Origin of the sequence: Paraburkholderia dipogonis, from assembly GCF_042680985.1 — a bacterium.
GTDB lineage: Bacteria > Pseudomonadota > Gammaproteobacteria > Burkholderiales > Burkholderiaceae > Paraburkholderia > Paraburkholderia phytofirmans.
On record NZ_JBHUFR010000010.1, the window covers coordinates 396,369 to 418,361 of the forward strand.

Below are 21,993 nucleotides of genomic sequence, written 5' to 3' on the forward strand. Positions count from 1 at the left end.
GTGCGGCCACTGCCGCTTTACACGCGCCCCTTCCACGGCACGAGCCGCCGCTCGAGCGCGCGCATGCCCAGATCGAACAGCCAAGCGATCAACCCGATCAATACAATACCCATCACGACCACGTCGGTACGTAGAAAGCTAGACGCGTTCAGCACCATTTGACCCAGACCCGCAGTGGCCGCGACCATTTCCGCGGCGACCAGCGTGGTCCAGCCGAAGCCGATTGCAATGCGCAGGCCGGTGAGATTCTCCGGCAACGCCGCGGGCAAAACCACGTGCCGCACGATCTGCGAGAAGCGGCCGCCGAGCGAATACGCCGCATGAATCTGCTCGATGGTCGCGCTGCGCACACCGGCGCGCGCGGCCATGGCAATCGGCGCGAAACAGGCAAGATAGATCACGACGATCTTCGCCGTTTCGTCGATGCCGAACCAGATCACCACCAGCGGCAGATACGCGAGCGGCGGCAACGGTCGATAGAACTCGAGCGGCGGATCGAGAAGGCCGCGCGCAACCCGGCTCACGCCCATCAGGATACCGGCCGGCACGGCCGTGAGCGCGGCCAGCGCAAACGCGCCGAACACGCGCAACGCGCTCCACGCCAGATGTTCAGAGAGCGGCAAGCCGCCTTGAATGCGGCCGAGCCACGCGTCGAGAAACGCGGTCCATACCGCTTCGGGCGTCGGCAGGAATAGCGGCGGCAACCAGTGCAGATGCGTGGCGAGCCACCACAATGCCGCGAGCGTCGTGACCGAGAGCGCACTCAGGGCCGCGGTCGGACCTTCGCCCGGCAAACGCCAGCCGCGCACGGGCCGCGCCGTTTGCCGCGGGCGCTTGCTGGTCTGCGCGAGCGGCACGTCACCCAATGATTCGCGCGAAGCCGTCACGACAGCACCTCGTCCTGCTTGCGCTCATGCAGCCGATGCACCAGCTGCTCGCGCCATTCGATGAAATCCGCCGACGACTTCACCGCCCGCGCATCGCGTGTCTGCAGAAAACGCCGCGCGAACGGCAGGTCGTAGCTATCCGCGATGCGGCCCGGTCCCGGCGTCATGACGACGAGACGGGTCGCGAGAAAGAGCGCTTCCTCAACGCTGTGCGTGATGAAGAACACTGTCTTGCGCGTGCGGCCCCAGACATCGAGCACGAGTTCCTGCATCGACTCGCGCGTCATGGCGTCGAGCGCGCCCATCGGTTCGTCCATCAGCAGCACTTGCGGATCGCTTGCGAGCGCGCGGGCAATGCCCACGCGCTGCTGCATGCCGCCCGACAACGCATAGACCCGCGAGCGCGCATGCTTGTCGAGTCCGACAAGCTTCAGCATGTCGAGCGCGATGCGCTCGCGCTCGGCTTTCGGCACACGCTGAAAGCGCAAGCCGAGCGCGACGTTGTCGAGCACATCGAGCCATGGCATCAACGCGTACTTCTGAAACACGACGCCGCGGTCCGCGCCTGGTCCGAGCACGGGTTCGCCGTTTAATCTCACTTCACCTTCAGTCGGCGGGATGAAGCCGGCAATGCAGTTGAGCAAGGTCGTCTTGCCGCAGCCCGACGCGCCCAGCGCGACCACGAACTCGCCGGGTTCGATGCGCAGATCGACATCGGCGAGCGCGACATGCGGCGCCGCGCCGCGCGCGCCTTCGTAGGCGACGTGCAGTCGCCGGATTTCAAGACCGCTCATTGCCGGACCTCATGATGCCAATGGGAGACCGTGCGCGACGATCAATGCGCCGCACGCTGCACGAACTGCGGATCGACGCCGGTCGAATAGTCGGTGAGCACGTTCTGGATCGTGCCTTGCGTCTTCAGAAACGCCGCAGTGGCGGCCAGCGACTTCGCCGCGCCCGATTGCGCGCCGCCGCCGAGCCATGCATTCGAAGCCTGCTGGGCCGGCGTCGGGAACGCGTACAGCGCCAGGCTCGCCGGCACTTCCTGCGCGTTCGCGCCGGACTCCCTGGCGACCGCCTCGACCTGCGGCGACGCGGCCGTCCATGCGGACGTGTGGTCGCGGTAACTCGCGTCGGTGGCGGCGAGCACCTTCACGAAGCGCGCGACGAACTCGGCGTTCTGACTGGCAAACTTGCGATCGACCACGAAGCCGTCGAACGTCGCCTTGCCGGTTTGCTGCGCGACCTGCCCCGACGTGATGAGCACCTTGCCGTTCTTCTTGACCTTGGCGAGCACGGGATCCCAGATATACGTCGCGTCGATGTCGCCACGCTCCCACGCCGCCGCGACTTCAGGCGGGCGCAGGTTGACGATCTTGACGTCGGACGGATTCACGCCGGCGCTCTGCAACGCAACCAGCGTGTGAAAGTGCGACGTCGATACGAACGGCACGCCGATCTTCTTGCCTTTGAGGCCGGCGATGCTCGTTACATTGGAGCCATCGCGCGCGACCAGCGCTTCGGCGTCGTTGATATTGTCGAGAACCCAGAACAACGAAATATCCACGCCCTGCGACAGGCCCGCCGCGATCGGGCTCGAGCCGGCTTCACCGAGTTGCACCGAACCGGAGGCCAGCGCGCGGATCACGTCGGCGCCGCTGCCCAGCTTGCGGTAGGTGACCTTGTAGCCGGTGGCTTTCTCCACTTCACCGGTGGCCTGTGCGTAACGCCAGGGCACCACCATGTCCTGATACGCGATCACGACTTCTTTGGTGTCGGCGTGCGCCACGGAAACAAACGGCGCGGACAATGCGAGCAGCGTAGCGAACGCGGCAAGCGGACGGAGAATGCGGTTCATCGGGAAGCCCCTTGAGCAGGTGTTGTTCGGGAGGCTTTCGACTATAGGCAGTTTGTTCGCGGCCGGTTCTAATTAATCCGCGATTGCTAATCAGACTGTTTGAGCATTGCTTTCCACGTTCGGTTGGTTTGCGGCGACTGCTGGGGTGGGCAGTCGGGTGGTTCCAGCGAATGATGGCGGATTGTGGCATGTGCGCGCAAGTTGGCCGTTCGGCAGATTGACCTTGTATCGGCGGCAACGGGATCATCTTTGCGTCGCTAAAACTTCGCATTCCTATGATCGATTTCGTTGGCCGCCTTAGCTGGTTGCTTTTCAACGTCGGCGTGCCGGTGTGTGCGCCCTTTGCGCTGCTGCCTCTGTTGAGCTTCTCGCGGTTCTATCGGCAGTCGTCCAACGGCATTGCGATGCGTTCCGTGCAGAACGGACAACTTCTCTGGGTCGTCATCTCGATGTGCGCCAGCGCGTGTTATGAAATCGGAGGCGCGCTGGGAGATGCATCGACAAATAGCAGGCTGGCTTTCATGTTGGCAGGATTGCTCTGGCATGTTCTCTTTCTCGTCGTGGCATCTATCCTCGTGTCGTTCGGCGCGGCTGACTCGACGCCACATCCTGACTATCGTCACGGCGACGAGGCACGTGAGCGGAAGTTGATGTGGACATCCACGATCATGACCGCGGCAGTGGCCGCCTCATTCGCTCTATCTCATTATTCGTTAAACTAACTAATTAGAAAACCTCTGAGATATACTTTTAAGCACGTCCAACAGGGAGAACTCAAATGCCCAATCTGATCGACTACGTCATGGAAAATCGCGATGTGCGCGATCGCCTGATCGAACTGGCCGCTCCATTTTCAGTTGTCGGTAGCATAATCGCCTCGATCTGCATGCTGCTCGCACGTTACTACCGGTAATGCTTTGCAGAGAAGCGTGAGAATGCGCTGCATCGGCAATCAAAAACTGACAACCCAAAAAAGAAAGCCTGCAACGCGTGCAGGCTTTTTCTCAAACTGACAGCTGACAGCTATCAGCTAAGACGCTCAGACCACGCCGGCTCCATGCGCCTGCAAATCGGCGTGGTAGCTCGAGCGAACCATTGCACCCACGGCTGCGTGCGTGAAACCCATCTTGTACGCTTCTTCCTCGTACATCTTGAACGTGTCCGGGTGCACGTAAGACCGCACCGGCAGATGGTGTTCCGACGGTTGCAGATACTGACCGATCGTCAGCATATCCACATTGTGTTCACGCAGGTCGCGCATCACCTGCAGAATCTCTTCTTCGGTTTCGCCGAGGCCGACCATCAAACCGGACTTGGTGGCCACATCAGGGTGCAGCGCCTTGAAGTCCTTCAGCAGCTTCAGCGAATGCGCGTAGTCCGAACCCGGGCGCGCTTCCTTGTACAGACGCGGCACCGTTTCGAGGTTGTGATTCATCACATCGGGCGGTGCGGCATTCAGAATGCCGATCGCGCGATCCAGACGGCCACGGAAGTCCGGCGTCAGAATTTCGATGCGCGTCTCCGGCGAAAGCTCGCGCGTCTGACGGATACATTCCACGAAGTGAGCCGCGCCGCCGTCGCGCAAATCGTCACGGTCGACGCTGGTGATCACCACGTACTTGAGCTTCAACGCGGCAATGGTGCGCGCGAGGTTGCCCGGTTCGTCCACATCGAGCGGATCCGGGCGGCCATGGCCGACGTCGCAGAACGGGCAGCGGCGCGTGCACTTGTCGCCCATGATCATGAAGGTCGCCGTGCCCTTGCCGAAGCATTCGCCGATATTCGGGCAACTCGCTTCTTCACACACCGTATGCAGGTTGTGCTCGCGCAGAATCTGCTTGATTTCGTAGAAACGCGAATTGCCGGTCGCCGCTTTGACGCGGATCCAGTCGGGTTTCTTGAGCTTTTCGATCGGGACGATCTTGATCGGAATACGGGCGGTCTTGGCTTGCGCCTTCTGCTTTGCGGTGGCGTCGTATGCGGCGGCGGAAGCCGGCACGGCGTCAGGAGCGGGGGAAGCTGCGAGGTTCGCGGTAACGTCAGTCATTCGTTCGATCCAGTCAGGCGGTGAGCACACCGGCCTGTGGTTGGGCGACGGCCGCGGGACTGCCGTCGAGGTTTGCGGTGAGGCGTTCTGCAAAGGTGCGGGCCACATCGTCCCAGCCGGCGGCCACGCCAAGCGTTGCCATATCGACTGTTTCGAGCCCCGCGTAGCCACATGGATTGATGGCCAGAAACGGCTGCAAATCCATGTTCACGTTCAGGCTCACGCCGTGATAACTGCAGCCGTTGCGGATCTTCAGACCCAGCGCCGCAATCTTGGCGCCGGCGTGCAGCCCGACGTCCGGCCCCGGCGCTACGTAGATACCGGGGGCGCCAGCCTTTCGTTCTCCGGCGAGATTATACGCCGCAAGGGTGTCGATCACGGCTTGCTCGATCCGCGTGACCAGTTCGCGCACCATCAACTTGCGGCGGCGCAAATCGAGCAGCAGGTACGCCACCACCTGGCCGGGCCCGTGATACGTGATCTGGCCGCCCCGATCGACTTTGACCAGAGGAATACCGCTGTCGGCGGCCAGCAGATGGGCGGGATTGCCCGCCTGGCCCAGCGTGAAGACGGGTGGGTGTTCGACCAGCCAGATTTCGTCGGGGGTGTCGGCCGTGCGTTCGTCGGTGAACGTTCGCATGGCTTCGAAACTGGCTTCGTAGGGTTCGCTGCCACGCCAACGCAACGTGAGCGGCGTCGTGGAGGGCAAGGGAGTCGGGGAAACCGGGGTGGCGCACATGATCCCCGCAGTTTACCGAAATCTGGGAATCCCCGCCGAAGGTGGCGGGGTCGCAGCGTCAAGTCGCTGTCGCCTGACTGCTTGGCCGTCTGGCCGCGCCTCGAAGTACCAACTGATCCTGACACGGCCACGCCGGCAGTGTCAGATGCAGTCGCCCGGCTGCGCCGCCGAGTCCCGCCGCGGCGCGCCATCCGGCTAAACCAGCGCGCCTGCGGCAGCACCATCAAACCGTGCGCCAGCCGCCTCGCATACGCGCCGTCAACCGTTCGCCGATGCGCGCAAACCAGTTCAGCGCGCGCTCGTCGCAGCGTGTGGGCACTGAAAACGCCACTCTAGCTTGCCCGCTACCCTCAGCGCTCAGCCACAGCCGTTCACCGCGCCGCAACCGCAGCGTATGACCGGGTTGCAGCCAGTAATCCTCCGTATCGTCGCTGCGCGTGACCCACACCGCACCGCCGCGAACGACCAGCTTGGTGCTGCGCGCTACCTTTAGGGGAACTGTTTCGCCAGTGCGGATTTCAAACGCGATGCTAGAGGAAATTTCTCGCATGATGCCCTCGCCAAAGTTCGTTTCACGACTACAATCCTAGGCGCAGCAAGGGTTTCCGCAAAACGATCTATTTTCACCTCTATGTGAGGAATATTGCCATGGACCTTCGGCAATTACCCGCCCTGAACGCGATCAAGGCATTCGAGGCCGCCGCCCGCCACGAAAGCTTCTCGCGCGCCGCCGACGAACTCTTCGTCACCCACGGCGCCGTCAGCCACCAGATCCGCGCGCTCGAAGCCGAACTCGGCGTCCCGCTGTTCGCGCGCGACGGCAAACGCGTGCGGCTCACCGAAACCGGCCGGCGCTATGCCTCGCACGTGCGCTCCGCTCTCATGGCGCTCGCCGACGCCACCCGCGAAATCCGCGCCGGCGACCGGGAGCGGCGCCTCGTGGTGTCCATGCTCTCGTCATTTGCGGCGCGCTGGGTGACGCCGCGCGTCGGCAGTTTTATCGAGGCGCATCCGCAGTGGGACCTCGAACTGCTGTCCACCAACGCGCTCACCGACTTCGCGCGCGACGACGTCGACGTGGCGATCCGTTTCGGCTTCGGTAAATATCCAGGTCTGCATTCGGAATTGTTGCTGGAGGAGATTTTCTTTCCCGCCTGCGCGCCGAATTTCAACGGCGGCAAGCTGCCGCAAACGCCGGCCGATCTGGCCAAAGTCACCCTGCTGCGCTCCGACGACGAACTCTGGCGCCCCTGGTTCGACGCCGCCGGCCTCACCGACTGGCCTGAGCCGAAGCGCGGCGTGCTGTACCAAGATTCGTCGAATTTGCTGCAGGCCGCCATCGACGGCCAGGGTGTCGCGCTCACGCGCCGCTCGCTGGCCATGCCCGAAATCGCGGCGGGCCGCCTCGTGCGGCTTTTCGATGTGGATGGGCCGAGCCCATGGCAGTACTACTTCATCTGCACGCCGCAGATGCTCGAAACCGCACGTGTGAAAGCGTTTCGAGACTGGGTATTCGAGGAGGTGGGACGCTTCAAGCAGCTTTTCGACCAGGCTTGCGAGCTACGACCCGCCGCAAGCGCCGATCTATCGGCGAACGCATTGCGCGTCGCGCCGTAACACGTAAACGAAGGGTTTAAAGCACCACTTTGACCATTGGATGGCCGGTGAGCGCGCGATAGATATCGTCGAGCTGCTCACGGCTCGTGGCGCGCACCATGACCGTCAGGCCCGTGTAATTGCCGCCGCTGGACGGACGCGTTTCGACGCGCGAGGCGTCGACTTCGTTGTCGAACTGCCGCACCACCGTGACGATCGTCTCGGCGAACTCGGGGTGCGATTTGCCCATGATCTTGATTGGGAAATCGCAAGGAAACTCAAACAGTGACTCGTTCACGGAACTCATTCTCTACTCCTTGCTGCGCCTCGCGCGCTTGCTGGGCCTTGGCTCGCTGATACGCCGCGTACAGCGCTGCAAAGACAGCACCCGGCTTGCCCTCGCCGACCGGCCGGCCATCGAGTTGCGTGACCGGCAGCACTTCCTTGGTTGCCGAACTGACGATGATCTCGTCAGCCGCGCGCAGTTCGGCCTCGGTGATCTCGCGTGCTTCGAAAGGAATGCCGCACTCGCTCGTCAGTTCCTCGATCAGGCCGTAGCGAATTCCTTCGAGAATCTTGTGGCTGCGCGGCGGCGCGGCCAACACGCCACCCTTCACCATCCACACATTCGACGACGATCCTTCGGTCAGCATGCCGTCGCGAAACTGGATCGTTTCGAACGCATCGTTCTCCGCGGCATATTGCGCCATCAGCACGTTGCCGAGCAGCGACACGGACTTGATATCGCAATTGAGCCAGCGGCGATCTTCGGCCGTCACGCAACGCACGCCTTCAGCGCGCTGCGCCGCGTCCGGCAGGTTCAACGGCGTGACCATCACGAACACGGTCGGCTGGATGCCGGCCGGAAACGCATGACCGCGTTTGGCGACACCGCGCGTGACCTGAACATAGGCAATCGCGTCCTGATCCGCGCGCAAACCGCCGTCCGCCTCGTTCGCCGCGACCACGCGCTCGATCAGCGCGCGCCAGCCGACATCGTCGAAAGGATTGACGATGCCGATCTTGTCGACCGAGCGCGCGAGGCGCGCCAGGTGCTGCTGGAAACGGAACGGCGTACGGCCGCCCGCATGCGCGGGATGGGCGTAGAGCGGCGCAACTTCGTAAATGCCGTCGCCGAAAATAAAGCCGCGGTCGAGAACTGGCACGCGCGCTTCGGACAACGGCACCAACTCGCCGTTCAGATAGACAATCGGATCAGGCGAAACGTCGGAGACAGCGGTCATTGCAATCAGGCTCTTACTTCTTCTTGTTGAACATGAGCATCAGCGAATCCCACACGCGGCCGACCACGCCCGCTTGCGGCACAGCCTGCAAGGCCACGATCGGGAACTGTGCGAGCACCTTGCCGTCGGCCACCAGCTTCGCGGTACCGACCTGCTGACCGTTCGCGATCGGTGCGATCAGCGGATCGATCTGCTCGATCTGCGGCTTCACCTTGTCGCCCATGCCCTTCGGCACGGTGATGTACTGGTCGCTCTTCACGCCGATCTGCACGGTGTCCTGCGCACCCTTGTAGACGCGCGGCGTGCCCACCACCTGATTCGCCTTGTACAGACGCACCGTGTCGTAGGCGCTGTAGCCGTAGTTCAGCATCTTCAGGCTATCCTGCACGCGGTCGTGTTCCTTGGTCTCGCCCATCATGACCGAGACGAGACGGCGTGACGCGTCGGTCGCGCCCGGCAGCGAACGCTTCGCGCTCGCGATCAGGCAGTAACCGGCGGCTTGCGTGTGACCGGTCTTCAGACCATCGACGGTCGGGTCGATCCACAGCAGACGGTTGCGGTTCGGCTGCTTGATCTTGTTGTACGTGAATTCCTTGACCGAGAAGATGTTGTAGTAGTCAGGGAAGTCGCGAATCAGACGCGCCGACAGCACCGCGAGGTCGCCCGCCGTGGTGTAGTGCTGCGGATCGGGCATGCCGTTCACATCGGCGAAATGCGTGTTCTTCATGCCGAGCTTCTGCGCTTCCGTGTTCATCATGTTGACGAACTGCGACTCGCTGCCGCCGACCAGTTCGGCCAGCGCGATCGCCGCGTCGTTACCCGACTGGATGATCATGCCGTACACCAGATCGTGCACGGTCACCGGCTTGTTGGCTTCGATGAACATGCGCGATTCGTCCGTGCGCACGCGGCGCACCGCTTCGCTCGGCATGACCGTCTGGTCCATGTTGATCTTCTTCGTCTGCAGTGCTTCGAAGACGAGGTACGCCGTCATCAGCTTGGTCAGCGACGCCGGTTCAACGCGCTCGTCCGGATTGCCCGAGGCGAGCACCTGGTTGCTGGTCGCGTCGACGAGCACCCACGAGCGCGCATTCACGGCCGGCGGCGGCACTTGCGCGAACGCGGTGCTGGCGACGAGCGTGGCCGGCAGCACTACGCCGAGGGTCACGGCACGGCTAAGCGTAGAAGGAACGAAGGAAGCAATGGAAGGGAATGACGTGCGGCCGGAGGTGGAGAAACGCATAAGGTCGATTCGTGCAGAAAAATACATCGCGCGCAGGGCGCAGAGTTTGGAAGAGCCGGTCGGCGAGCGTCTGGCCGTAAAAACGGCGCGGCGCCCATTGGACTTCCGGCCACGCGATCGGTTCGCGCAGCACGCCCGCATCCGCCACCGCTGCGCGCGAAAAAGACGCTACGCGTCGCGCGAACTGCCGGATGGGCGGCGCTGCGCCCAAAAAAGAGTCGCCATTATACGCGCGCTCTCCCCGTTACTTTGCGCAAAGGCCGGCGATTAATTTGCGTTTGTGCGTACCTGTACCCCGGAAAACACACATCGCGGGTCGATTAGCGCCAGGCGTCGACGATGATCCGCTTCAGCACGTGCAGCTTGCGATGCAGAAAATGCTCCGCGCCCGGAATCACGACAACCGGCAATTCCTGCGGCCGCGCCCAGTCGTAAACGGATTGAATGGGAACCGTCTCATCGGTTTCGCCGTGAATCACCAGCGTGTTCTCCGGCACCGGGGCGACTTCCCAGCGGCTCGCCGCCGTGCCGACCAGCACCATTCGCTCGATCTCCTGACCTTCTTCGCGCAGTTGCGCGGCCACGTGCGACAACACGAACGTGCCGAACGAAAAACCCGCCAGCACGAGGGGCAGATCGCTTTGCCCCGGTTCGGCGCGCATGTGATCGAGCACGGCGCACAAGTCGTCGCGCTCGCCGATGCCCGCGTCATGCTCGCCTTGCGTTTCGCCGACGCCGCGAAAATTCGAGCGATACGTCACGTAGTTCAACTGCACGAGTGTGCGCGCGAGCGTCTGCGCGACCTTGTTGTCCATCGTGCCGCCGAACAGCGGATGCGGATGCGCGACCAGCGCGATGCCGCGCGGCGCGGCGCCGTTTTCGCGCGTTTCGTCGGGCAGATCCAGCGCGACCTCGATCTTGCCGACCGGGCCGTCGATCAGAAATTTTTTGGTGTGTACGTTCATGGCGAGACTTATTGATCGATTTTCAGACGCTCCACGATCTTGCCGTTCGCGAGGTGCGAGTCCACGATTTCGTCGATGTCGCTCTCGTCGACGTACGTGTACCAGATGCCTTCCGGATACACGACGAGCGTCGGGCCGAGTTCGCAGCGGTCGAGGCAGCCGGCCTTGTTGATGCGCACCTGGCCCGGACCTGCGAGACCGAGCTTCTTTACGCGTTTTTTCGCGTACTCCTGCATCTCCTGCGCATTGCAGTTCGCGCAGCTTGGGCGCTCGGCGCCGGGGTCGCGCTGATTGAGACAGAAGAAGACGTGGTACTTGTAGAAGGAGTCCATGATGTCCGGGGGCGAGACTGTCGGTGTGGGGAATGGCGCTGGATGCACGGCGGCGCGCCTGTTGTGCGAACGATTATAACGAGCGAGGCTGGCGGTTGCCGACGCTGTCCACGCCCGCCCTGCGCGCCGCATATCTTCACGTGTGCTTCATGCGCCGCTTGAGCCACGCCTGTTCGACCACATACGCCAGCCACACGAGCGCCGCATACGGCCAGATCCACGCGAGCCAGTGGGCCAATCCGTTGAAGTGCAGATAACGCCCTTGCCGCCAGTCGGCGAGCACGGCATCGAAATACGGGTTGACCGGCAGCAGATTGACGAACACCAGCGCGATAGTCAGCGCGACGCCCGCCAGTGCCGCGCGCGACCGGCGCCGCAGACGCAAGGTGAGCAGTGCCGCGGCAGTCCCGCACGCAAGACCCGCCAACGCGCCGGGCGTCGCCCAGTCGAACGCGAGGCCGGACTGCGACTGCAGAAACGTCGCACCCGCTTTCACGCACAAGGTCATCACGATAAACAGGAGCAGCAGGCGCACGCGCGGCGCATGTCGGCGCACCGGCAACGAAGCCAGCGCGAGCGCGGCGAACAGGTTGAGCGTGGTGATCACGGCTTCCCACACGTCGTCGGGCATCCAGGCGGCGGCGAGCGCCGGCCAGGCGCCGACGTGCCAGCCAGGCGGCGTCCACGCGAGCAAGGCGTCTTGCGTGGTCGAATCGAAGCGCAGCCAGAGCGCACGCGGCCAGTTGCCGAGACCGAACAGGCGCGGCGCCGGGTACATCGTCGCGAACGGCCACGCCACGACCAGACACGCGAGCGCGGCCCGATCGCGCTCGAACCACAGAAGCCGCATGCGCCGCAGCAAGCCGCGATCGAGCAGCGCGCCCGTCGCCGGCGACATGATCGCCGCGCCCAGCAGCGCACCGAGCGCGTTGGCGGCGAGATCCAGGTTGGAGGCAACGCGCGTCGGCAGATAGGTTTGCACGGCTTCCATCACGCCGGACAGCAGGCCGCCGAGCACGAAGGCGAACGCGACCGCGAGCGTGCCGCGCCAGCGCGGATAGGCCGCGAGCACCACCAGCGCGCCGAACGGCATATAGCCGAGCACGTTCGTGACGACGTCGAACGCCGTCAGGTACTGCGGCATGGGATCGGACAAATAGGCCAACGGACCGAGGCCGAGCGAACGCCAGCCCGAAAACGGATACCACGAACCGTAGACGATCAATGCGGTATACAGCACCAGCGCCTGACGGGCGAGCACCGACGGACGGCGCACCCAGGGTTTCACGCTCATGCAGCGCTCCGCGATGTGCGCTGCGAGCCGGTCATTGCGCGGCGACCAGCGCCTGCACGCCGAGCCACGCGCCGATCTGCGAGACGAGATCGTCGCTGGCGGTGGCTAGCGCCTGCGCGCCGCCGGCGGCGTCCGCCGACCTGGACGGCGCCCGCGCGATGAAGGTGCGCTGGCTGAGCACCTTGCCGCTTTGCGTGAGCGTGGCGCGCGCGGTGACCGCGGCGTGACTTTCGGACTGGCTGTCGAAGACCTGTTCGAACTCGCTCAGATCGACCTTGAGCACCGGCGCGGCGACGCCGTCGGCGCCCGTCAGCACCGTGCCGCGCGAACTGAGCGCGCCGCGCAGACGCTGGGTCAGCAATTGCGAAGGCGTCATGGTCCAGTGGCTGTTCGCGTACGCAGCGGTCTGCTGCGCGTCGGCGTAGCTCAGGCGGTACATCAGCTTGTCCGACTCGAGCACATCGGGCGCGCTCACATCGAGCACCTTCACGGCCGGCGACGTGCCGGCTGATGCTGCCGGACTCGGCGGCCCGAAGTCATAGCGGATGTCCGACAGAGCAGCCGGTGTGCCGGCGCAGCCCGCGGCGAGCACGCCGAATGCGAGCAGCACCGCCAGCGCGGCGCTCGTTGGCAAAAATCGGTGAATCGAGCGTGACATGACAATCTTCCTTTCTTCAAACCTTCAAAATCATTGCTTCGACCTCACTGCTTCAACTCACTGAGCAGCGCGCGCGGCGGGCCATTTGAAGCCCGCTTCGCCGGGGCCGGGCGCCGCACCCGGCGCGCCGAACAGCACGCTGCGCGGGCTGGTGCTGAACGTGTCGGCGGCGCGGTCCACCGAGCGGGCGGCGGAGCGCACGTCTTCAGCGAGCGAATTGACGCGCGGCAAGGTGTCGTAGCCGACCCGCGACGACAGTTCCTGCACGGCGCCGTTGATCGACACCAGCGCGTCGCCGGCCTGTTGCGCGGCCGTGCCGACCTTGTTCAGATTGGTCTCGAACGGGCCGTTCGGCCGGTTCAGGCTGGTGATCAACTGATTGGTCGAGGCCAGCGTGCGATTCAGCTGGTCGATCGTGCCGGGCAGCATACCGGCGGCCGGCGCCATTTTCTGTGACAGCGTGGCCACGCCGTCGGCGGCCTGCTGCAGGCTCGCGGCCGTTCCTTGCAACTGCGCGGCCATTTCCGGCGACAGCAAATGATCGACGTCGTCCGCGACTTTTTCGAGTTTGCGCAGCAGCACGTCGCCGCGTTGCTGCAATTGATCGAGCAAGCCGGGGCGCATCGGCAACTGCGCCACCTGTTTGGCCGACGACGCCAGCGGCGTCGGATCGCGCCCATTGTCATCCAGCTGAATGAAGGCGATACCCGTGACGCCCTGGAAACCCAGGCTGCCGAACGTCGAATGGGTAATCGGCGCGTGCGTATCGACGAGGATGCGAATCAGAATTTGCCCCGGATGAGCGGGATCGAACTTGATGGACTGCACCTTGCCTACGTCGAGCCCGCGATAACGCACCGCGGCGTCGGTGAACAGGCCCGTCACGTTGGTGCGCGCGATCAGATCGTACGGCACCCGCACGGAACGGTCGACATTGAACAAAAACCCCGCCAGCGCGATAGCCACCAGCAAAACGATCGTGAAGAGCCCGGCCCAGAAGGCATGTGATTTGTTTTCCATTGTCAGGTTCCCTGGTTCACAGCGGCAATTCGGACGATGCCGGCTCGAGCGCCGCCCGCGGCAGCTTTGCGCGGCGCTCCGGCGGCAGCGCCTGCAACGCGCGGCGCCCGCGCAGGCCGAGGAAATATTCGCGGATGAAAGGATGATCGACGCCCGCGGCCTCTTCGACCGGCGCGGCGACCAGCACCTTGCGATCCGCCAGCACGGCGACGCGGGTGGACAACGCGATCATCGTGTCGAGATCGTGCGTGACCATCACCACCGTCAGGCCGAGCGCGCGATGCAGCGCGGAGATCAGCTCGACGAATTCATCCGACGCCTGCGGATCGAGCCCGGCGGTCGGTTCGTCGAGAAACAGCAGTTCGGGTTCGAGCGCAATCGCGCGCGCAATGCCGACGCGCTTGATCATGCCGCCCGACAGCGCCGACGGCATTTTCGACGCGTGCTTGCACGGCAGGCCGACCATCTCCAGCTTGAGCATGACGATGTCGCGCAACAGATCTTCGGGCACCTTGCCGAGTTCGCGCACCGGCTGTGCGATGTTGTCGAACACCGACAGTGACGAGAACAGCGCGCCGCGCTGAAACAGCATGCCGGAGCGGCTGCGCATCAGCAGCGCGGTTTCAGGCGAAATGGTCGCGAGATTCTCGCCGAACAGCTTGATGGTGCCCGATGAAGGACGCTCGAGCCCGAGAATCTGCCGCACCAGCGTGGTCTTGCCGGAACCCGAGCCGCCGACGATCGAGACGATCTCGCCGCGCCGCACGTCCAGATTCAGATGCTGATGCACGATGTTGCGCCCGTAGCGCTTGGTCACGTCGATCACTTCGATCACCGGCTCGGCGATCGAGGGTACGGGTTGGCCGCGCACGGCCTGAGTGAGTGGCGCGATCATCCGAGCCCCACGTTCTGGAAGAGGATCGCGAACACGGCGTCCGCGAGAATCACGATGGTAATCGAGGTCACCACCGAGGTCGTCGTGCCTTCGCCGAGACTCTGCGAATTGGCCTTGATACGGAAACCGAAATGACAGCCGACGATCGCGATCAGCATGCCGAACGCGACGCCCTTGCCCAAGCCGATCCACAGATTGGCAACCGGCACCACGCCCGGCAAAGCCCGCGCGAAGTAGCTCATGTCGATGCCGAGCGCGATCTTCGCGGCGAGCGCGCCGCCCGTCAGCGCGATGATGTTGGTCCACATGACGAGCAGCGGCATCGCCACGCCAAGCGCGACCACGCGCGGCAAGATCAGCCGCAGGCCGTGCGGGATGCCCATCACGCGCATGGCGTCGAGTTCCTCGGTCACGCGCATCACGCCGATCTGCGCGGTGATCGCCGAACCCGAGCGGCCTGCCACCAGAATCGCGGCGAGCACCGGCCCGAGTTCGCGAATCACGGAGAGCCCAAGGATATTGACGATGTACTGGTTTGCGCCAAAAAGCCGCAGTTGCTGCGCCGACAGATAGCTGAGCACGATGCCGATCAGGAACGCGACCAGCGCGGTGATCGGCAGGGCTTTGGTGCCGGCGTTATAGATGTTCGCGGAGATCTCGGTCCACGGCGTGATTTTCGGTTTGCGCGCGATCGCCAGCAGGTCGAGGACGACGCGCCCGAGCATCGCCACGCCGCCATACAGATGCTCGAAGAACGAGAAAATCGCGAGTCCGAGCCGCGTGAGCGGATCGAACCTGATCACCGGCTCGGCCTTTTCGCGCACGGTGTCGAGCAAGGCGATGCGTTCGAAAATGTCGCGTTGCGTGTCGGTCAGCGTGGTGTCCGGGGGCATCTTGTGGCCCCACACGCGCCACAGCGCCTGGCCGCCGACGTGGTCCATCCGGTCGATCCGCGACAGATCCCATTGACCGATGCCTTCGGCGCCGACCAGCGACCCCAACAGAGGGATCACATGCCCCGTGGCCTTGTCGCGCGCGAGCGCGAGCGCCGTCCACTGGCCCGAGAGCCGGACGATCTTGCCTTGGCTGCCTGCCGCGACTTCGAGGCCGGGCGGAGTGTCGTAGTTCAAGGATCGTTGAATCTGGTTATCGGATTAGCGGCCATTGTAACGAAGGCGCGGCGCGGGAACCGTGCGCGCGGGCTCAACGGGTTCGCTGTCGCTACAATATGAATCATGAACACGTCCAAGACTCCCCCCCAAGGCGACTGGCGCATCGACCGCGAGCGCGCCGTCGCGCTGTTCGGCCCGCACGCGCACGACTGGCCGATCGAAATCGTCGAGGAAACCGGCTCGACCAACGCCGACCTGATGACGCGCGTCAAAGCGCTGCCGCGCAAACCCGGCGCGCTGCCGCGGCCGATCGTGCGCGTCGCGTACTTGCAAACCGCCGGGCGCGGCCGCCGTGGCCGTCCGTGGTATGCGGAGCCGGGCAATGCGCTGCTGTTTTCGGTGGCATGCGTGCTGCCGCGCCCGCTCGAAGGGCTCGCGGGTCTGAGTCTCGCGGTGGGCGTCGCCTTGGTCGACGGGCTGCGTTCGCTGCCGGTTGCCGGTCCCGGCCAGATCGCGCTGAAGTGGCCAAACGACGTGCTGCTCGAAGGCGACAAGCTGGCCGGCATCCTGATCGAAACCGCGTGGAGCACCGACGACGCCAGCGCGGTGGTGATCGGCATCGGCACCAACGTGAAGGGCGCGGACGAACTCGCGGCCAAAGTCGGCGCGCTGAACGCCGGCGTGCCGCCGCAGGCGCGCGGCACCGCGCCGACCGCCTTGCAGCGCGCGCTGCCCAACGCCAACCTCACCGACACGCTCGCCGCCGAGCTGAACGCACTCGAACCGGCCTTGCAGCGCTTCGGCGCTGAAGGTTTCGCGCCATTCCAGGCGCGCTGGAACGCGGTGCACGCCTACGCAGGCCGCGAAGTGGTGTTGCTGGAACAAGGCCAGGAACAGATGCGCGGCGTGGCGGCGGGCGTCGACGAGCGCGGCCAGTTGCTGCTCGACACCGCCACCGGTCGCGAGACCGTCGCGACCGGCGACGTCTCGCTGCGTCTGGCCGACGGTGCCGCATGACGAGCTGCGCGCCTGATTTGCTGATCGACGCGGGCAATAGCCGTATCAAGTGGGCGCTGGTAACGGCGGACGGTTCGCAGATCGCGGCCGGCGCCCTGCCCCACGGCGGCGCGGATCAGCCGGACTGGTCGAATTTGCCGGCGCCCAGCCGCGCATGGTTGTCCAATGTCGCGGGTGAAAACGTCGCGGCGCGGATTGCCGCTTTGCTCGACGCCCGCTGGCCGCAGTTGCCGCTCACCACGATTCGCGCTTGCGCGCAGCAATGCGGTGTGACCAACAGCTACACCACGCCGCATGCGCTCGGCAGCGATCGCTGGGCCGGCATGATCGGCGCGCACGCGGCGTTCCCTGGCGAACATCTGCTGATTGCGACGTTCGGCACGGCGACCACCCTCGAAGCATTGCGCGCGGACGGCTGCTTTGTCGGCGGTCTGATCGCGCCGGGCTGGAGCTTGATGATGCGCTCGCTAGGCGAGCACACGGCGCAATTGCCGACGCTCGACGCCCACGCGGCTCGCGGTCTGCTCGACGGCAGCACCACCGATGCGGCGCGTAGCGGCCCGTTCTTCGCGACGGATACGCCGCGTTCGTTGTCTGCCGGTTGCACGCTGGCGCAAGCGGGCTTGGTCGAGCGGATGTGGCGCGATCTGCAGGATGAATGGCAGGTGCCGGTGCGGCTCGTGGTCAGCGGCGGCGCCGTGGACGAAGTGGCGAGCGCACTGAAAGTGCCGCATACTCGCCACGATTCGCTCGTGCTGTCCGGTCTTGCGCTGATTGCCGCCGAGCGCGCCTTGGAACGCGGCAACTGAATCGCGACCAACGGCATAACGGCGGCTCAACTTCTCGACGGGGAAAACCAACAATGCTGCGCTGGCTGATCGCCATACTGTTTCTTGCCAATATGCTGGCATTCGTCGCGGTGCGCGGCGTGTTCGGCCCGACGCCCACAGCCGGCGGACGCGAGCCCAACCATCTGAATCGCCAGGTTCATCAGGAATGGTTGAGGGTGCAGCCCGTCACTGCGGCCGAAGCCGCCGATCAGGCCGTGGTGGGCGGTCCGGCGCCGATGGCGCCGATCGCGGCATCCGCGCTTTCGCAGTAAGTCGCTCGCAATCTTGCGGCGTATGCGATGCAAGTCGCGAAGCCGATGAGTGACTCACGTCGCAGCCACCACTAGCTCTGCGTACGAACCTTCTTCAGTAGTGCGGTAGTCGAGCGGTCGTGCTCGAAGGGAATGGCCAAAGCCTTACCGCCCCAGCTTCGCACGATGGCCGACTCGGGCAGCACGTCCATGTCGTAGTCGCCGCCTTTTACGAGCACGTCCGGCCGCACCGCCGAAATCAATTCGACGGGCGTCTTCTCGCCAAAGCACACCACGTAGTCGACGCTCTCCAACGCCGCCAGCAAGGCCATGCGATCGGCCTCGTTGTTGATGGGCCGGTCATCGCCTTTGCCGAGCATGCGCACCGACGCATCGCTATTCACGCCGACGATCAGGCAAGCACCCAAAGCCTTGGCATCGGCGAGATACGTCACGTGCCCGCGATGCAGGATATCGAACACGCCGTTGGTAAACACAACCGGCGCGTTCAACGAGGGACGCAGCGTCACCAGCGCATCGCGCGCGAGAATCTTGCGTTCAAAAATGGCAGCCATGGAGAAATCGGAAAGGACAGGAAGGTGTCGTCACCATACACGATGGGTCGCATGAAACAAAACGGCCTGGCGCACATAAGAGCGTCAGGCCGTTCTTTTTCAAACCGGTTCGCAGCGCGCGCGGCGGCGCAAACCGAGTCACATGCTCGCGACCGTCAGGCCGGTTGTTCAGCCGACTTCTGATCGGCCTGCAGACGCAGCACCACTTCCTTGCGGTAGCGGTTCAGTTCCTGCGCCGTATTGAACGTGCGCTCGAACAGAATGGACAGGTTGTGCAGAATGCGCTCGACCACCTTCTTTTCCCAACCGTCGTCGAAGCGGATCTGTTCGTCGAGCCAGCGTTCGAGCCATTCCGGATCCGGCAGACGCGACTGAATCGTGTCGCGCGGGAACAGCGCCTGGTTCACGTGCAGGTTCGTGGGGTGCAGCGGTTTTTCCGTGCGGCGAGCCGATGCCATCAGGACACCGATCTTCGCAAACGCAGCCCGCGCGATGTCGCCGGTTTGCGCCATGGCCTTCTTCATGTAGCGCAGATACGCGCCGCCATGCCGCGCTTCGTCGCGCGAGATGGTTTCGTAGATGTGTTTGATGACCGGCTCGGTGTGCCATTCGGCTGCCCGGCGATACCAGTGATTCAGGCGGATTTCGCCGCAGAAGTGGAGCATCAGCGTTTCGAGCGGCGGCGCCGGATCGAATTCGAAGCGCACGGCGTGCAGTTCTTCTTCGGTCGGGCACATTTCCGGTTTGAAGCGGCGCAGATATTCCATCAGCACCAGCGAATGTTTCTGCTCTTCGAAGAACCACACGCTCATGAACGCGGAGAAATCGCTGTCGTGATGGTTGTCACGCAGAAACATTTCCGTGGCGGGCAACGCCGACCATTCGGTGATCGCGTTCATCTTGATCGTCGCTGCCTGCTCGTCGGTCAATAGCGATGCATCGAACTTGTCCCAGGGAATGTCTTTCTCCATGTCCCATCGAACGGATTCGAGCGATTTATAAAGTTCCGGATAAAGCATGGTGTTCATAGTCCCACCCCTGTTCTGCGCATACTGTGTGTGTCTATCACTACTACGGTGTAGTACTTTTGCTTACGACGAACGGATCGCACCTAAATGCGCACCGTTTGCCGGCCAAGCATTCAATTTTACGCGGTAATCAGCCGCCTAGATGCACCTGACGGCAAAGAAGTCCAGGCGTTTGCGCCCGCGCGTGTACCCTACGCAACGCGCTGCGCGGCCAACCGTGGGTGAGGGATACCCCGTGCCTGAGGTCGAGCCAGTTTGCGATGAAAACCGCACCGTCCAGCCCTGCGCCGGTGTTACCGGCGGCGAATGGAGCAAGGGCGGCTGGATTGGTAGTTTTCAGCGCGCGCCCAAAAGCCAAAATAAAGCTTACACAATGATAGCACGCTGACTTGACCGAACCCGCGCTGTAGCAGCCGCAATTCTGGTGCCTGACTGACCGTGCGCAAGAAATCGTGCGATTTGCGCAGTGTGGCGAACGATCGGGGTCAAAAGCATGACAGACGGCCAACTCGCCTTGCTGTGTCGCTTCAAAACCGCGCCGCGCCACGCGTTTCATTTCTGCTTTTAAACGGACTTTTTCGTGGCTTTCGGGCCGGCGCTTGCACTGGCGCCGCTCGTGCGTTTCGTGGCCGCCGGGGTCCGCTTCGCCGCCTGCCGTTTGGCCTCTGCCTCCGCGGCGTCCGCCTCTCGCGCCGATGTCTGTGGCGCGCCGCCCGCCGGCTCGCCGCCGGGTGCCGGAGCAGCCGCATGGTCCGGGGCAAAATCAGACGGCTCGGCGCCCGCACCGGCGGCCGGCGGTTGCGCCATCGCAAACTGGGCGATCTGGTTGAACTGCGATTGCAGCAGATTCCACCACGCGGAGGCGTCGAATGGTGGCGTGGCCGGCGCCTCCTCTTCCCCACCCGCCGGCTGCTCGGCCGACGAAGCGACGCTCGCCGCAGCAGCCGGCGCCGGGGCAGGCGCCGCCGGATGCGGCCAGCCTCTCGCGGGCGCGGGACTCGGCGCGGCCGACTCCGCCGCGGGCTGCGACATCGACGTCTGCGCGAACGCGCCGAACGCGCGCAAGGTCGCGAGCGTCGCGCGCTGCACTTCGAGCGCCTGAATCGCGGATTGCAGCATGCTCAGATTCAGCTTGAGCCATTGCTCGACGGCCCGCATGTCGGTGATGCGCTTGTCGAGTTCCTCGACGTTGGTAAGCGGCGCCATCATGTCGGACATCATCGAGAGCGAAGGTCCGAGGCCGCCGCCACCGGCCGGCTGCGCGCCCGAAAAAGCCGTGCCGAACGGCGACAGCCGCATCATGCCCCACATGCGTTCGAGCATTTCAGCGGGCGGGAAACCGGGAAAGCCGGGAAAGGGCGGCGTGGAGTTAGAGGAATCGGTCATGGTTGTCGACTCGCTGCGTAAATTGAAAAAGAAGCGTTAAGGAAGGAGCGCCGTTCCGCGCGCGTCTTGCTTCGATCATACCGTGCAGGAGGCAGCCTCAGGAGCGCTCGCCGCCTGTCGCGCCGCCGTTCGACGGCTGACCGCGCCACGGGTCTGCACCGCCGAAATCCGGCGCGCGCCGCTCGCGCAGCGAGTTCACGCCCTCGCGCACGTCCGGCCCGGCAAAGCCCATGAATTCCAGCGCGAGCGACGTATCGAACGCCGGTCCCGCCGAGCGCAGCCAGTTGTTCAACGCGTACTTGGTCCAGCGAATCGCCGTTTGCGAGCCGTTGGCCAGCTTCTGCGCGACTTCGAATGCTTTGGGCAGCAGATCGTTTTCGTCGACGGCGAGCGAGACGAGGCCGATGCGTTCCGCCTCTTCGCCGCTCACCGGCTCGCAGAGCATCAGGTAATACTTGGCTTTCGCCATCCCGCACAGCAGCGGCCAGACGATCGCCGCGTGATCGCCGGCGGCCACGCCCAGACGCGTATGGCCGTCGATGATCCGCGCCGTCTTGGTCGCGATCGAGATGTCGGCAAGGAGCCCCGCCACGAGCCCGGCACCGACTGCCGGTCCGTGCATCGCCGACACAACCGGCTTGCTGCAATTGATCACGTTGTAGACCAGATCGCGCGCCTCTCGCCACACTCGCGCGCGCACGTCGAAATCAGTGGCCATGTCTTCGACGAGCTGCAGGTCGCCGCCAGCCGAAAAGCCTTTGCCTTCGCCGCGAATGATCGCCACGCGCGTGTCGGGATCGCGGTCGATGTCACGCCAGATCTCCGCGAGTTCGAAGTGCATGCGCGCGTTGGCGGTGGCGAGCGCGCTCTTGTTGGCGCCCTCGCCGCTCATCACGACTTCGAGCACGCCGTGCGGATGGCGATGCAACTGGAGCGACTGGTAGTGCGCGTAAAACGCGTCGTTACGGTGTGGTGCCTGAGACATGATGAGCGATCCGTCTATCGGTGTTTCGTTT

27 protein-coding genes are annotated in these 21,993 nt (G+C 64.2%); 7 read left to right on the plus strand and 20 right to left on the minus strand.

What is annotated here, in order from left to right:
* Positions 1 to 17 precede the first annotated feature (17 nt).
* Genes ACFSNN_RS14290 through tauA form a run of 3 tightly spaced genes read right to left on the minus strand, consistent with a single transcriptional unit; the run spans position 18 to position 2,745 of the window.
* Entirely contained in the window at positions 18 to 887 is an 870-nt protein-coding gene (locus tag ACFSNN_RS14290) for an ABC transporter permease subunit (RefSeq protein WP_134457242.1), read from the minus strand.
* On the minus strand, positions 884 to 1,681 hold the full coding sequence (locus ACFSNN_RS14295) for a taurine ABC transporter ATP-binding protein (protein ID WP_134457243.1): 798 nt from the start codon (positions 1,679 to 1,681) through the stop codon (positions 884 to 886). Before ACFSNN_RS14295 ends, ACFSNN_RS14290 begins: the two co-directional genes overlap by 4 nt.
* Positions 1,682 to 1,722: 41 nt before the next feature.
* Positions 1,723 to 2,745 (minus strand): taurine ABC transporter substrate-binding protein, encoded by a 1,023-nt coding sequence (gene tauA / locus ACFSNN_RS14300; RefSeq protein WP_134457244.1) that lies wholly within the window; start codon positions 2,743 to 2,745, stop codon positions 1,723 to 1,725.
* Between the two features lie 275 nt (positions 2,746 to 3,020).
* Here tauA and ACFSNN_RS14305 point away from each other — a divergent pair, with 275 nt between their 5' ends.
* Together ACFSNN_RS14305 and ACFSNN_RS14310 are read left to right on the plus strand one after the other, a co-directional pair.
* Complete coding sequence (locus tag ACFSNN_RS14305; protein WP_134457245.1) at positions 3,021 to 3,467, plus strand: hypothetical protein; 447 nt, start codon at positions 3,021 to 3,023, stop codon at positions 3,465 to 3,467.
* Positions 3,468 to 3,523: 56 nt separating this feature from the next.
* On the plus strand, positions 3,524 to 3,658 hold the full coding sequence (locus ACFSNN_RS14310; RefSeq protein WP_279631125.1) for a hypothetical protein: 135 nt from the start codon (positions 3,524 to 3,526) through the stop codon (positions 3,656 to 3,658).
* Between the two features lie 126 nt (positions 3,659 to 3,784).
* Here the strand turns inward: ACFSNN_RS14310 and lipA are convergent, their stop codons facing one another.
* The 3 genes from lipA to ACFSNN_RS14325 all read right to left on the minus strand — a co-directional run bounded on the left by lipA (position 3,785) and on the right by ACFSNN_RS14325 (position 6,081).
* A complete protein-coding gene (gene lipA / locus ACFSNN_RS14315; RefSeq protein ID WP_012431571.1) occupies positions 3,785 to 4,792 on the minus strand; it encodes a lipoyl synthase in 1,008 nt (335 codons plus the stop codon).
* A gap of 13 nt (positions 4,793 to 4,805) precedes the next feature.
* Complete coding sequence (gene lipB / locus ACFSNN_RS14320; protein ID WP_134457246.1) at positions 4,806 to 5,531, minus strand: lipoyl(octanoyl) transferase LipB; 726 nt, start codon at positions 5,529 to 5,531, stop codon at positions 4,806 to 4,808.
* 223 nt (positions 5,532 to 5,754) lie between these two features.
* Complete coding sequence (locus tag ACFSNN_RS14325; protein WP_134457247.1) at positions 5,755 to 6,081, minus strand: DUF2917 domain-containing protein; 327 nt, start codon at positions 6,079 to 6,081, stop codon at positions 5,755 to 5,757.
* 98 nt (positions 6,082 to 6,179) lie between these two features.
* Between ACFSNN_RS14325 and ACFSNN_RS14330 the strand changes: the two genes are divergently transcribed.
* On the plus strand, positions 6,180 to 7,148 hold the full coding sequence (locus ACFSNN_RS14330) for a transcriptional regulator GcvA (RefSeq protein ID WP_134457248.1): 969 nt from the start codon (positions 6,180 to 6,182) through the stop codon (positions 7,146 to 7,148).
* A gap of 16 nt (positions 7,149 to 7,164) precedes the next feature.
* Here the strand turns inward: ACFSNN_RS14330 and ACFSNN_RS14335 are convergent, their stop codons facing one another.
* From ACFSNN_RS14335 to ACFSNN_RS14345, 3 genes are read right to left on the minus strand one after another with little or no spacing between them, the layout of a single operon-like run.
* Positions 7,165 to 7,434, minus strand: a complete 270-nt coding sequence (locus ACFSNN_RS14335; protein WP_134457249.1) for a DUF493 family protein — start codon at positions 7,432 to 7,434, stop codon at positions 7,165 to 7,167.
* Positions 7,406 to 8,371, minus strand: coding sequence for a D-amino acid aminotransferase (locus ACFSNN_RS14340; protein WP_134457250.1), 966 nt, complete (start codon positions 8,369 to 8,371; stop codon positions 7,406 to 7,408). Before ACFSNN_RS14340 ends, ACFSNN_RS14335 begins: the two co-directional genes overlap by 29 nt.
* Before the next feature lie 13 nt (positions 8,372 to 8,384).
* A complete protein-coding gene (locus tag ACFSNN_RS14345) occupies positions 8,385 to 9,614 on the minus strand; it encodes a D-alanyl-D-alanine carboxypeptidase family protein (RefSeq protein WP_134457251.1) in 1,230 nt (409 codons plus the stop codon).
* On the opposite strand from ACFSNN_RS14345, the gene ACFSNN_RS14350 reads away from it, so the two are divergent.
* On the plus strand, positions 9,574 to 9,885 hold the full coding sequence (locus tag ACFSNN_RS14350) for a hypothetical protein (RefSeq protein WP_166799202.1): 312 nt from the start codon (positions 9,574 to 9,576) through the stop codon (positions 9,883 to 9,885). The two genes, ACFSNN_RS14345 and ACFSNN_RS14350, sit on opposite strands and share 41 nt — an antisense overlap.
* Positions 9,886 to 9,934: 49 nt before the next feature.
* On the opposite strand, the gene ACFSNN_RS14355 is transcribed toward ACFSNN_RS14350, so the two are convergent.
* The 7 genes from ACFSNN_RS14355 to ACFSNN_RS14385 all read right to left on the minus strand — a co-directional run bounded on the left by ACFSNN_RS14355 (position 9,935) and on the right by ACFSNN_RS14385 (position 15,908).
* Positions 9,935 to 10,579 carry an alpha/beta hydrolase gene (locus ACFSNN_RS14355; protein ID WP_134457252.1) on the minus strand — a complete coding sequence of 215 codons (645 nt, stop codon included), beginning with the start codon at positions 10,577 to 10,579 and terminating at the stop codon, positions 9,935 to 9,937.
* 8 nt (positions 10,580 to 10,587) lie between these two features.
* Complete coding sequence (locus ACFSNN_RS14360) at positions 10,588 to 10,911, minus strand: (2Fe-2S) ferredoxin domain-containing protein (RefSeq protein ID WP_012431563.1); 324 nt, start codon at positions 10,909 to 10,911, stop codon at positions 10,588 to 10,590.
* 136 nt (positions 10,912 to 11,047) lie between these two features.
* Positions 11,048 to 12,205 carry a VanZ family protein gene (locus ACFSNN_RS14365; RefSeq protein ID WP_134457253.1) on the minus strand — a complete coding sequence of 386 codons (1,158 nt, stop codon included), beginning with the start codon at positions 12,203 to 12,205 and terminating at the stop codon, positions 11,048 to 11,050.
* A gap of 31 nt (positions 12,206 to 12,236) precedes the next feature.
* Positions 12,237 to 12,863: an ABC-type transport auxiliary lipoprotein family protein gene (locus ACFSNN_RS14370; RefSeq protein ID WP_012431561.1), complete on the minus strand. Its 627-nt coding sequence runs from the start codon at positions 12,861 to 12,863 to the stop codon at positions 12,237 to 12,239.
* A gap of 57 nt (positions 12,864 to 12,920) precedes the next feature.
* Positions 12,921 to 13,883 carry an MlaD family protein gene (locus tag ACFSNN_RS14375; protein ID WP_134457254.1) on the minus strand — a complete coding sequence of 321 codons (963 nt, stop codon included), beginning with the start codon at positions 13,881 to 13,883 and terminating at the stop codon, positions 12,921 to 12,923.
* Positions 13,884 to 13,899: 16 nt separating this feature from the next.
* Positions 13,900 to 14,778 (minus strand): ABC transporter ATP-binding protein, encoded by an 879-nt coding sequence (locus ACFSNN_RS14380; RefSeq protein WP_106302291.1) that lies wholly within the window; start codon positions 14,776 to 14,778, stop codon positions 13,900 to 13,902.
* Entirely contained in the window at positions 14,775 to 15,908 is a 1,134-nt protein-coding gene (locus tag ACFSNN_RS14385) for an MlaE family ABC transporter permease (protein WP_134457255.1), read from the minus strand. The genes ACFSNN_RS14380 and ACFSNN_RS14385 overlap by 4 nt, the downstream gene beginning before the upstream one ends.
* Before the next feature lie 105 nt (positions 15,909 to 16,013).
* Between ACFSNN_RS14385 and ACFSNN_RS14390 the strand changes: the two genes are divergently transcribed.
* The 3 genes from ACFSNN_RS14390 to ACFSNN_RS14400 are packed head-to-tail and all read left to right on the plus strand — an operon-like array spanning position 16,014 to position 18,009.
* The gene (locus tag ACFSNN_RS14390) at positions 16,014 to 16,907 is read left to right on the plus strand and encodes a biotin--[acetyl-CoA-carboxylase] ligase (protein WP_134457256.1); all 894 of its coding nucleotides are present in this window, start codon (positions 16,014 to 16,016) and stop codon (positions 16,905 to 16,907) included.
* Entirely contained in the window at positions 16,904 to 17,716 is an 813-nt protein-coding gene (locus tag ACFSNN_RS14395) for a type III pantothenate kinase (RefSeq protein WP_134457257.1), read from the plus strand. Before ACFSNN_RS14390 ends, ACFSNN_RS14395 begins: the two co-directional genes overlap by 4 nt.
* 53 nt (positions 17,717 to 17,769) lie before the next feature.
* Positions 17,770 to 18,009 carry a hypothetical protein gene (locus ACFSNN_RS14400; protein ID WP_012431555.1) on the plus strand — a complete coding sequence of 80 codons (240 nt, stop codon included), beginning with the start codon at positions 17,770 to 17,772 and terminating at the stop codon, positions 18,007 to 18,009.
* A 71-nt stretch (positions 18,010 to 18,080) separates the two neighbouring features.
* On the opposite strand, the gene rfaE2 is transcribed toward ACFSNN_RS14400, so the two are convergent.
* From rfaE2 to ACFSNN_RS14420, 4 genes are all read right to left on the minus strand, one after another.
* A complete protein-coding gene (gene rfaE2 / locus ACFSNN_RS14405) occupies positions 18,081 to 18,563 on the minus strand; it encodes a D-glycero-beta-D-manno-heptose 1-phosphate adenylyltransferase (RefSeq protein ID WP_134457258.1) in 483 nt (160 codons plus the stop codon).
* 155 nt (positions 18,564 to 18,718) lie between these two features.
* Positions 18,719 to 19,591, minus strand: a complete 873-nt coding sequence (locus tag ACFSNN_RS14410) for a ferritin family protein (protein WP_012431553.1) — start codon at positions 19,589 to 19,591, stop codon at positions 18,719 to 18,721.
* 564 nt (positions 19,592 to 20,155) lie between these two features.
* Complete coding sequence (locus ACFSNN_RS14415) at positions 20,156 to 20,977, minus strand: PhaM family polyhydroxyalkanoate granule multifunctional regulatory protein (protein WP_134457259.1); 822 nt, start codon at positions 20,975 to 20,977, stop codon at positions 20,156 to 20,158.
* Positions 20,978 to 21,074: 97 nt separating this feature from the next.
* Positions 21,075 to 21,962 carry an enoyl-CoA hydratase/isomerase family protein gene (locus ACFSNN_RS14420; RefSeq protein WP_106282313.1) on the minus strand — a complete coding sequence of 296 codons (888 nt, stop codon included), beginning with the start codon at positions 21,960 to 21,962 and terminating at the stop codon, positions 21,075 to 21,077.
* Between the last annotated feature and the right edge of the window lie 31 nt (positions 21,963 to 21,993).